10 protein-coding genes are annotated in these 10941 nt (G+C 51.6%); 5 read left to right on the top strand and 5 right to left on the bottom strand.

Features of this window, described 5'->3' with window-relative positions:
* Positions 1-88 precede the first annotated feature (88 nt).
* From DFK18_RS05795 to argA, 3 genes are read left to right on the top strand one after another with little or no spacing between them, the layout of a single operon-like run.
* The gene (locus DFK18_RS05795) at positions 89-769 is read left to right on the top strand and encodes a TIGR00153 family protein (protein WP_114417294.1); all 681 of its coding nucleotides are present in this window, start codon (positions 89-91) and stop codon (positions 767-769) included.
* Positions 770-799: 30 nt separating this feature from the next.
* Positions 800-2062: an inorganic phosphate transporter gene (locus DFK18_RS05790; protein WP_114417293.1), complete on the top strand. Its 1263-nt coding sequence runs from the start codon at positions 800-802 to the stop codon at positions 2060-2062.
* A 37-nt stretch (positions 2063-2099) separates the two neighbouring features.
* Complete coding sequence (gene argA / locus DFK18_RS05785; RefSeq protein WP_114417545.1) at positions 2100-3419, top strand: amino-acid N-acetyltransferase; 1320 nt, start codon at positions 2100-2102, stop codon at positions 3417-3419.
* Between the two features lie 72 nt (positions 3420-3491).
* Here the strand turns inward: argA and DFK18_RS05780 are convergent, their stop codons facing one another.
* From DFK18_RS05780 to DFK18_RS05760, 5 genes are all read right to left on the bottom strand, one after another.
* Positions 3492-4055 carry an outer membrane beta-barrel protein gene (locus DFK18_RS05780; protein WP_281269764.1) on the bottom strand — a complete coding sequence of 188 codons (564 nt, stop codon included), beginning with the start codon at positions 4053-4055 and terminating at the stop codon, positions 3492-3494.
* Positions 4056-4303: 248 nt separating this feature from the next.
* Complete coding sequence (locus tag DFK18_RS05775) at positions 4304-4720, bottom strand: PEGA domain-containing protein (RefSeq protein WP_114417291.1); 417 nt, start codon at positions 4718-4720, stop codon at positions 4304-4306.
* 123 nt (positions 4721-4843) lie between these two features.
* Complete coding sequence (locus tag DFK18_RS05770; RefSeq protein ID WP_114417290.1) at positions 4844-5698, bottom strand: alpha/beta hydrolase; 855 nt, start codon at positions 5696-5698, stop codon at positions 4844-4846.
* Positions 5680-7575: an Lnb N-terminal periplasmic domain-containing protein gene (locus DFK18_RS05765; protein WP_114417289.1), complete on the bottom strand. Its 1896-nt coding sequence runs from the start codon at positions 7573-7575 to the stop codon at positions 5680-5682. The genes DFK18_RS05770 and DFK18_RS05765 overlap by 19 nt, the downstream gene beginning before the upstream one ends.
* Positions 7576-7647: 72 nt before the next feature.
* Positions 7648-8127 carry a DUF3015 family protein gene (locus DFK18_RS05760; RefSeq protein WP_114417288.1) on the bottom strand — a complete coding sequence of 160 codons (480 nt, stop codon included), beginning with the start codon at positions 8125-8127 and terminating at the stop codon, positions 7648-7650.
* Between the two features lie 261 nt (positions 8128-8388).
* Here DFK18_RS05760 and ilvD point away from each other — a divergent pair, with 261 nt between their 5' ends.
* Positions 8389-10221, top strand: coding sequence for a dihydroxy-acid dehydratase (ilvD, locus tag DFK18_RS05755; protein ID WP_114417287.1), 1833 nt, complete (start codon positions 8389-8391; stop codon positions 10219-10221).
* A complete protein-coding gene (locus DFK18_RS05750; RefSeq protein ID WP_162299702.1) occupies positions 10199-10891 on the top strand; it encodes an MliC family protein in 693 nt (230 codons plus the stop codon). Before ilvD ends, DFK18_RS05750 begins: the two co-directional genes overlap by 23 nt.
* The last annotated feature ends 50 nt before the right edge of the window (positions 10892-10941 follow it).

Here is a 10941-nt window from a genome sequence, read left to right as displayed (position 1 = left end):
CAAGATGTCGGACGTGCTTTTATAATGCGCCCAGCCAAAACCGGCTAGTCATTATATCGACCTGTACCCACCCCACAAGGTGATCAGTATGCCCTCAAGCAATCCGCTTTCCAGACTCTTTGGTCGCTCTCCCTTTGGCCCCCTGCAAGAACATATTGGCAAAACCTATGCTGCCAGTGAACAGCTTCAGCATTTCATCAGTGCAACGCTGGAAGGGGACTGGGATAAGGCCAGTGAGATTCGCGATACCATCAATAATCTCGAGCACCAGGCCGATGACCTCAAAAGGGAAATCCGCCTTAGTCTACCCAACAGTCTGTTTATGCCCGTTTCCAGAAGCGATCTTCTGGAACTCGTCAGTCTTCAGGACAAGATCGCTAATCGGGCCAAGGATATCTCCGGTTTGATGCTCGGGCGCAAGATGCAAATTCCCCAGCCAATTGCGGAGCCCATGCAGGCTTTCATCCGCAGTGGGATTGATGCCGTAGAGCAGGCCCAGCAAACCATCAATGAAATTGACGAACTACTTGAATCCGGTTTTGGGCGTCAGGTCACTGATCTTTTAACCCGTATGATCGAAAAACTGGATTCTCTGGAACACGAAGCGGACCAATTGGAAATTGAAATCCGTGGCCAGCTTTTCGAACTGGAAAAAGACCTGCCTCCTGTGGATGTGATGTTTCTCTACCGCATCATTGAGTGGATCGGTGAACTCTCCGACCGGGCACAGCGTGTAGGCGGTCGCCTGCAGATTCTTATGGCTCGCTAATTACAGTATTAAAAACGGAACCGCCTGTTTATGTCTATTATCCTCGAACACGGTAACACTTTTATTCTAATGGCCTGTTTGTTTGGCTTCTTCATGGCCTGGGGCATCGGTGCCAACGATGTCGCCAATGCCATGGGCACATCTGTTGGCTCCAAAGCCATCACCATCAAGCAAGCCATCATCATCGCCATTATTTTCGAATTTGCCGGGGCCTGGCTGGCCGGGGGTGAAGTCACCTCCACCATCCGCAAAGGCATAGTCGACGCCGAGGTTTTTGTCGGTAATCCGGAACTACTGGTTTATGGCATGCTGGCAGCCCTTTTGGCTGCAGGCACCTGGCTCTTGATTGCCAGCTACTTTGGCTGGCCGGTATCCACCACCCATTCCATTGTCGGCGCCATCGTGGGTTTTGCTGCGGTGGGTATTTCCATGGATTCAGTGCATTGGGATGGTGTCGGCAAGATCGCCATGAGCTGGGTCACCTCGCCACTGCTCTCGGGTACACTGGGCTTCCTGCTCTTTCGCAGTGTGCAAAAATTGATTTTTGATGCGGCAGACCCTTTTGCTGCCGCCAAGCGTTATGTACCTGTTTATATTTTCCTGGTCGGCTTTATTGTTGCCCTGGTTACCTTTACCAAGGGGCTTAAGCACCTGGGTCTGGAAATCACCACCCTTGAGTCCATTGGTTATGCTGTCCTCTCCGGCCTGGCCTTGGCGCTCTTGGGCTTCTGGCTGGAAAAAAGTATCAAGCGTGAGCAGACCCCCGGCAAACTGCAGATCGCCAATGTAGAAAAGGTTTTTGCCCTGCTGATGATTTTCACTGCTTGCGCCATGGCCTTTGCTCACGGCTCTAACGATGTTGCCAATGCCATCGGTCCTCTGGCCGCCATTCTGGGCGTCATCAATGCAGCCGGTGAAGTGACTTCCAAGGTAGCCACGCCCAGCTGGGTGCTGCTGATCGGTGCCGGCGGTATCGTAGCCGGTCTGGTCATGTATGGTCACAAGGTTATCGCAACCGTGGGCAGCCATATCACTGAACTCACTCCCAGTCGCGGTTTTGCCGCCACCCTGGCAACAGCTACCACTGTGGTTCTGGCTTCGGGCATCGGCATGCCCATTTCCACGACCCATACACTGGTGGGTGGTGTCCTGGGGGTTGGCTTGGCACGTGGCCTGGCTGCGCTGAATCTGAGGGTGGTGGGTAGCATTTTTGCATCCTGGCTGGTGACTCTACCTGCAGGGGCGATCCTCTCCATCATCATTTTCTTTATTCTCAAGGCCAGCTTTGGTTAAACTGACTGCTTTGCCTAATGATTAAGTGAGCAAAGCCTTGTCAGCGACCAGTTTTGACCAGTCCGTATACTGGTTCCGCCATGCCTCGCCCTACATCAATGCCCACCGCGGGCGTACCTTCGTCATCCATCTGGATGGCGAAGCCCTGCGCTGCAAGCAGTTAAACGAACTCATTGCTGATCTGGCACTGCTCAGCTCCCTGGGTATCCGCCTGGTCATCACCTATGGAATTCGCCCCCAGTTAAAAGAAGGCTTTGAACGCCTGCAGCTCGACTGGCAGGAACATCAGGGCCGCTTGCTGGTTGACAACAAGCGCCTGCAAGTCTTGCTTACCTCAGCAGGGGCTCTACGCTGTGAGCTCGAAGCTCGCCTTTCCATGGGTTTGGCCAATTCACCCATGCAGGGTGCCGGGCTCAAAGTGCTCAGTGGCAACCTGGTCACGGCCAGACCCCTGGGAATCAGGGAAGGTGTAGACTTCCAGTATTCCGGGCAGGTTCGTCGCATTCATAGCAAGAGCATAACCAGCCTGCTCGACCAGGGTGCACTGGTTTTGCTGCCTCCTCTGGGCTACTCCGCTACCGGTGAAACCTTTGATCTGGATGCTGAAGAGGTCGCCAGAGAAGCGGCCATACAATTAAGAGCAGACAAGCTGATCCTTTTTGGTGACAGCGAAGGCCTGAAGAATCCTCAAGGTGAGCTGATTCGTGATCTGAGTCCGGAAGAAGCGCGCAGCTGGCTGGATGAGATGCAGCCCAGCTCAATGCTGCAGCGCCATCTTCAGGCCGCCTGTAGCGCCTGCCGCAAAGGTGTTCCTCGTGCCCACCTACTGAGTTATGAGCGTAGTGGTGCCCTGTTACAGGAACTCTTTACCCGCGACGGTGATGGCACCCTGATCACCCAACAGCGCTACGAAAACCTGCGCCAGGCAAGAATTGAAGATGTTGGTGGTCTTCTGGCGCTACTCCAGCCATTGGAAGAAAATGGGATTCTTGTTCGCCGTTCGCGCGAACTCTTGGAAGCGGAAATCGAGCGTTTTACGGTCATTGACCTGGATGGCAGCATTATCGGCTGTGCCGCCCTCTACCCCTACCCCGAACAACAGCAAGGTGAACTGGCTTGTGTGGTGGTTGATCCCGCCTACCGTCAGGGACAAAGAGGTGATCGCCTGTTGGAAAGCTTGCAGAAGCAGGCCTTGAGTCAAGGGATTCACGAACTCTTTGTACTCACCACGCATACTGCTCACTGGTTTCTGGAAAGAGGCTTCCTGCCAGCCGATGTAGAACACCTCCCCGCTGCCCGGCGTAACCTCTATAACTGGCAGAGAAACTCCAGGGTTTTCTACAAAAAACTGGGTTAGACATCATTGAACACATAAAAAAACCGCCAAGCTCATAAAGAGAAGGCGGTTTTCAGTGCCACAGCTCAACGACTAGTAACGATACTCAAGGGCTAGGCCCGTTAAGCTGAACTCCTGCTCATGGGTAGTTGTCGTACTGCTCCAGCTACTGCTCTCTAGTTCAATATCAAATCTGACCTTCTCAGTGAACAAGGACAAATTGAAACGTTCACCCAGGGGAATTCTCAGACCCAAACCCAGACGGGTGCTAAAGCCGGAGCCGGAATCATTCCAGCTACCAACATCATAGCTCACCATACCGAAGCCAAAACCACCCAGCAGATAGGGCTCAACCACATCCAAGGGTAAGCTAAGAGTCAGGGCATAGGAAAAATTGGCTGCTGAGATTTCACCGGAAGAACCTGCATCATAGCTACCCAGATCATGGTAGGCCAGTTCGGTGCCCAAAAACTTCCCGCGACGACTACCAAAAATAACCCCCCAACTGCTGGTTGAATCTTCTTTTCTGTTCAAACTATCCCAAAGCCCATTATCTTCAGAATAATCGATTTGATGAAAGGTTAGGCCTGCATAACTGGTGCGTTCATTGGCAGCATTCGCCATTGCAGGAACTAAAAAAGAAGCGGTAAAAAGCATCATTCCAATCAATGACACCTTTAGTTTAATCCTTTTAGACATCTTGACGTCCTTAATTAATGATCAATCTACATATTCCAGAAAACTTAGGGCAAAGTTGAAATTATCAGGATGGCTTTTTAAAAGCTCAACAAGAGTTTCTACTGACAGCCTTCGCCCCAAGACAACAGCCAGAGCATCCAGATATTCACCTTCCCCACTAAGCGCTTGCTGCTTTATTAAAAAAGAGTTCTGCAATATGTAGTAAATTACTTTACCTGTTCATCACTCAGAGCCACTTCATTTTCGGCTGCAGAACCTTCTTCCTGTAGATTGATGATCCATTGATTCTGATCGAATTTAAATGCAGCAGTTGTGACTACATCGGTGACGGTTCCCGGCACACCGCCGGTTACGACATTACCAGTAATAACCGGGTTCAATCCGGTAGTGGTTCGTATTTCTTGAGTAATATAACCTTCTTTTTTAACTTCGACCGTGTAAACTTTCTTTTCCAGATTGATGGTCAAGGGAGTAGCGCCTCGGTATTCACCATTAATATAAATCTCAGCACCTGTCGGCGTGGAGTTAAAGGTTACTTTCTCCTGGCTACCTCCCAGGATAGTTGCACATGCAGAAAGCAGACCTACAAGAAACAGCAAACTAGTGAACTTGATAGTTTTCATCACATCTCCTTTAATATTTATTGTCAAAACTGGCCAACTAGAATACCTTGCAAGAAAACTCCTTCAAGATGCGTCTTTAAAGTCCATGATCCACATCAAGAACTCAAAATATTAGATATCAATTCATTGAAGCTGTAAATCCAGCCATTCCAGCAGACGACTGCGCCAGTTTCTGTGTCTGAGCATTTGAATATGCCGAGCCTCTTCGTCTTGCCAATAGTAGCTGGGGTCTCGAGTTTGTTGATAGAGACGCTGACTGTTAGAGCAGGGAATGATCTGATCGGCACAGCTATGGAGGTAGAGCACTGGCAAACCCTCCGGCAACTGCCCCAAGTGACGTTCAGGGCTGTAATCATCGGTCACCAGCCAGGAAAAGGGGTATTGAAAAGCCCAGAGCAGCCAACTTTCCGACATTTTTTCACGGGCAATCCGCTGGTAGCCGGAAAAAGCACTATCCACTACCAAGGCATCAACTTGCTTGGCCTCTTCGGCTAAAGACATCAAGGTAAGCGCTGTGACGCCACCAATACTTTGCCCCACGACGACTAGCGGCAATTCCCGACGCTGTGATTCCTGAACAGCCCATTTCAAACCCTGATACGCGTCCTGGTGGACCCCTTGGATATCTGGCGTACCTTCAGATAGCCCATAACCGCGATAATCCAGTACAAAAAGATGCCACCCCTGTTTGGTCATCCAGTTGAGTGCAAAAAAATGGGTACTGATATTTTCTGCATTTCCGTGCAGGAAATAGATAATGCCTTCTTCTTGCTGACCGGATTCCAGTCGGGCCTCCAACCACCAACCATGCAGTTGCAAGCCTCGATCGGTTTGCAAATAAACATCCTGATAGGGCAGATTTAGCTCGTCCGGAGTCCCTCGCAGGCCTTTTTCGGGCCAATAAAACAGATGCCCGCAAGCGGTCAGACTTAGACCCAGAAATACAACGAGAGTGCTTCTTAGAAAAATCTTAACCATGTCAAACTGGCTTCCCAGGTCTCGTCATCGCGTTGCTCACCGCTGAGCCCCAGTCTCAGCGAATGCTTTGAATCCAGGTTCCACTGACCGGTTATCTCGCCTTCAATGCGGGTTCCAGGATTACCCGCAACCAGCTGGGTTGCACTGACATCCAGCCCCAGACGCAAAGGTGACCAGGGCGACCACACCAAACCCGAGTGGGCACCCACGCCCAAATTCCAGTCTTCTTCTATCTCTTCAGCCAGATAAGCAGCGGCAGGACCCGCTTCCAGTTCTGCTCGGGCAAAAGCGAAGATCATCAGATCCCGGCCATCGCCCCAGGCTCGCCCGTATCCCCCCTCCAGTCGCGACCGCCAGGCATCACGACTGGAAGCTAGAGGTTCAACCCGCTCCACTTCTGTTTTAACTTTCCAGGCAGCAAGATCAAAAACCGGGGAAGAGGGCAAATAGTTGCCAATTTCCAAAATCGTCAGTCGCCAGGGTTCCAGCTTTCCCTGCTCCTGGTAGTAACGCAGCTGCAGATCAAGCAGGTTGATTTCAGCATTGGGCAGGTAACCGCCCAGATCGTCAAACCGCGAATGGTAGGATGGTCGAGCTTCCAGCGTCAGGAAGTTTTCTCCTTCATGCTGGCCGCCGCCTAAACCCCAACGAGCCGTTGCGTGCCCCTTATGCGGCGGCGTTTCGGGCACGCTAGGTGGCTGAAAATCAGCACGGGCTTGTAAACGAGCCCTGGCTAACAATAAACGATGAATCTGGGGCGCGGCCTGGTCCCGGGAAAGCCCCTGGTGACGAAAACGAAAGTTGAGCCATTCTGCTGCAAATTCATAAATACCAGCAGCGTTGAGTCCCGGCTCCAGATCGAGCTGCTGAGGGTCTACCTGAGCAAACACCAACTCACGGGCAAGGGCCACCTCTTGGTCATTCAATTGGCTGCTCTGGTTTTCTAGGCGAGTCGCAAAAGATGGACGATAATTCCCCTCGTCACTTAAAAGGCCGACTTCATCCAAGGCTCTCAGAGTGTCTACAGGTAACGCCTTGATATCAAAACCACGGGTCAAGTGAAGGTCATCACGGGAAACCGACAGTAATGCTAATAGCTGGTAAGAGCAGTTTTCATCAAAAAACCAGTAATCGAAACGCACATGATCCAACTCCCAGAGGTGCCAGATAACTCGCTGCAGTTCCCGATCATTCAGCTGTAAGGGGTATTCCCACATATCCCTACTTTCCAGCTGACTGTATTCATTGACCTTTTCATAATAGGGAATAAGGTTAAAGTAGCCCGGATAAAAACCCAGCATGCCCTTGATGGCATAGGCTGCACCGCCATCCTCAGCATCCACTTCGGCAGCAAAATTGACCGCCCAGGCGACTAAATCAGGATTTCTTTCCCGGTCTTGGGCATCAATTCGCAAGAGCGTATGCCCAAACATGGAAGAAGCATTGTTCATGTAGGCAGCAGGAAAAATCATTGACAGACTGCCCGCATCCAACTGCTGCATCCATTCATCCAGCTCAGGACAGGAACGAGCCGGAAGGTTCAGTTGCAGTTTTCTGCTTAGATAAGCAATACGGGCAGGGTAGGTACAGCGCACATCTTCATCTTCAGGAAGAAGAGGCTCAGCTGCCAAGGCTACTTGCAAAGCCTGCCAGGTTGCTTGCATTTCTTCGAGAGGATCTGCATTTCCCGCTGGACTCAAGAAAAAGTCGGGCTGATCAATTTGGCTGCTGCTGAAACCGTAAGAAGAAGAGTAATGCAAAAGACGTAGCCAGCCATTGGTCTGGCTCAGTTCAGCCAGGGATTCCTCCGTGACAGCCAGACTTTTACTGGAAACAAACAAGAAAAGAAGAAAGATAAATCGAGGGAAGGAGCGCACCAAATAAACCTGTCAGCAAAAAAAATGCTGCCAGCAAAAATGCCAGCAGCATTGAATTAAAACAACAAAAGCTTAGCCCAGAGTGTAGGCAGCCAGTTGTTCGTCTTCGGAAACTACACGATTCAGGTTGCTCAGAACCTCATCGGAAGTTACATCTTCAGAAGAGAAGATTTCAGCGAAGTTAGCCTGAGTGGCCTGGATGAAGTCAGCCTTGTCAGCTTCTTCAACACCCCAAACGCTAGCCAGGGTTTCCAGAGACTCACCTTCACCACGGGCAGCGTCCATCGCCAGAGAGTCCATGTTGTCGTCGATGTAAGTCTGAACAGCCAACAGAGAATTGCTCTGGCTGCAGTTCAGGGTACCAGTGGTCATACCGAAAGTCTGGTTACCAGAAGTGGAGTTCAGGGTAACGGCCAGAACGTTCATTACCAGGGTGTCGTCCTGGTCAGCCAGAAGAACACTACCCAGACCACAACCAGCGTCAGTAGGAGCTGCCTGAGCAGCAAAAGGCATGGTCAGGGCCAGAGCACCTGCAGCAAGAATCTTTTTCATTGTCACTATCCTCATGAAGTTTTTTCCAAAATGACTTCCTAACAAGTCATATGATAATAGAACACAGGAGTTATTGTTTTTTCAAGTTTTAATTACACAATCAAAACAAGTAAAAAAATTGTTTTTTTGGATTCAAAAGCAATATGTAATTTTTATTAACGAAACAGTATTTATTCAATCGACACTCGCAACCTCTTATCCTGCGCCCCACATCCCTGTAGAATGAAGCCTATCGACAAGAAATACACAAGAGGTCAGGTCATGCCCACGTATCGTTCCCGTACTACCACCGCAGGTCGTAACATGGCTGGTGCACGCGCCCTCTGGCGTGCCACTGGTATGAAGGATGATGATTTTCAGAAACCTATCATCGCGGTAGCCAATTCATTTACCCAGTTTGTCCCCGGCCATGTTCACCTGAAGGATATGGGACAATTGGTCGCCCGGGAAATCGAAAAGGCAGGTGGTGTGGCTAAGGAATTCAACACCATCGCGGTTGATGATGGTATTGCCATGGGCCATGACGGCATGCTCTATTCCCTGCCCAGTCGCGACCTGATTGCTGACTCGGTTGAGTACATGGTCAACGCCCACTGTGCTGATGCCCTGGTTTGTATCTCCAATTGCGACAAGATTACTCCGGGCATGCTGATGGCCGCCATGCGTCTGAACATTCCGGTCATTTTTGTCTCCGGCGGCCCCATGGAAGCTGGCAAAACCAAGCTATCCGAGCATGGTCTGGACCTGGTGGACGCCATGGTCATTGCTGCTTCCGACGCCAGTGATGATACGGTGGCTGAATACGAACGCTCAGCTTGTCCCACCTGCGGTTCCTGTTCCGGCATGTTCACGGCTAACTCCATGAACTGCCTGACTGAGGCTCTGGGTCTTTCTCTGCCGGGTAACGGCACTCTGCTGGCCACCCATGCTGATCGCCGCAGGCTCTTTGAAGAAGCGGGTGAGCGCATTGTCGCCTTGGCCAAGCGCCACTACGAAGAAGATGATTACTCGGTTCTGCCCCGCTCCATTGCCAACCAGGGCGCTTTCACCAATGCTATGGCCCTGGATATTGCTATGGGGGGGTCAACCAATACCATTCTTCACCTTCTGGCCCTGGCCCAGGAAGCCGAAGTGGATTTCGATCTCAGTGATATTGATCGTCTTTCCAAACAGGTCCCCCAGCTTTGCAAGGTGGCCCCCAATACCCAAAAATACCATATCGAAGATGTCCATCGAGCTGGCGGCATCTTTGGGCTCCTGGGTGAACTGGACCGAGCCGGGGTACTCAACAACCAACTGGCCACGGTGCATTCCGATACCCTGGCTGCGGCCCTGGAAGAGTGGGATATCCTGCGCAACCCCTCTGAGGAAGTCATCAAGTTTTATCGTGCCGGGCCAGCAGGCATACCCACTCAACAGGCTTTCAGCCAGTCCACGCGCTGGAATAATCTAGATGCCGATCGTGAAAACGGTTGTATCCGTAGTCTCGACCATGCTTTTTCCCAGGAAGGTGGCCTCGCCGTTCTTTATGGCAACCTGGCTGAAGATGGCTGTGTTGTTAAAACGGCTGGCGTCGAAGATGAACTTCTGGTTTTCCGTGGCAAGGCCCATGTCACTGAATCCCAAGATGAAGCCGTAGCCAATATTCTGGAAGGCAAGGTCAAGGAAGGCGATGTCGTGATCGTTCGCTATGAAGGCCCCAAGGGTGGCCCCGGCATGCAGGAAATGCTCTACCCCACCAGCTACCTGAAATCCAAGGGTCTGGGCAAAGCCTGTGCACTGCTAACCGACGGCCGCTTTTCTGGTGGCACCTCCGGCCTTTCCATCGGCCATGCCTCACCGGAAGCAGCAGCTGGCGGCACCATCGGTCTGGTTCAGGACGGCGATCCCATACTGATCGACATCCCCAACCGTCGCATCCAGGTAGAGCTTAGCGATGAAGAGCTGGCTCAGCGCCGTAGCGAACAGGATGCCAAGGGCTGGAAACCGGCCAAGAAACGTGAGCGCCGTGTTTCTGCTGCCCTGAAAGCCTATGCCCTTCTCGCCACCTCTGCTGACAAGGGTGCCGTGCGTGACCTGTCGAAACTGGATTAAAGGCTTGATCCTGCTGCAACCGGTCCTGGGACTGACCGGTTGCAGTTTCCTGACACCGCAACTGAACGATGCCACTCAAGCTCACCTGTGGCAGTGTGAAGATCAGGAACTGATGGAAACCCGCCAGGTCGATTCCTATCTCTGGTTGCAACTGCCCGCTAGTGATTCCTGGCTGCAACTGGGTCGCAGCCGGGCGGCCTCGGGTCAACTGTTTCGCAACGCCGAGCAGCAAACCAGCTTCTGGACTCAGGGCGAACGTGCCCGGGTAGAAACCCCGGAAAAAACCTGGATGCAATGCCAACTAAAGGAATCCGGTCAGGCCGGTGAGCTGGATAAACCCGACTCGCTACCCGGCAATGCCTCACCTGAAGCCATTACCCTCAGGGCAAGAGGAGCCTATCCAGGCTGGTCGCTGGAAGTGCGCCAGGCAGGCAGCGGTCAATTAACGTTTAATTACGGTACTGAAAAACACCAGTTGACCAATATCGAACAAACCCACCAGGATTTAATCACCCGCCGCTACCAGGCCCAGACACCTGAAAACGAGACAGTTACCTACCAAGTCGATAATCGTATCTGTATCGATGTGAACTCTGGCGAACCCTTCCAGCACCGGGTGGAAATCAGTTTTCAGGGCCAGACTTATAAGGGTTGCGGACAAAGCTATTAATCGTTAATCTGCCGTTAAATATGATCAATGAAACACACCCCCGCAGTTAC

Source organism: Marinospirillum perlucidum (assembly GCF_003336805.1).
GTDB classification, from domain to species: domain Bacteria; phylum Pseudomonadota; class Gammaproteobacteria; order Pseudomonadales; family Halomonadaceae; genus Marinospirillum; species Marinospirillum perlucidum.
Note: the sequence above shows the minus strand (reverse complement) of the source record. Positions and strands in the feature narration are given on the sequence as shown.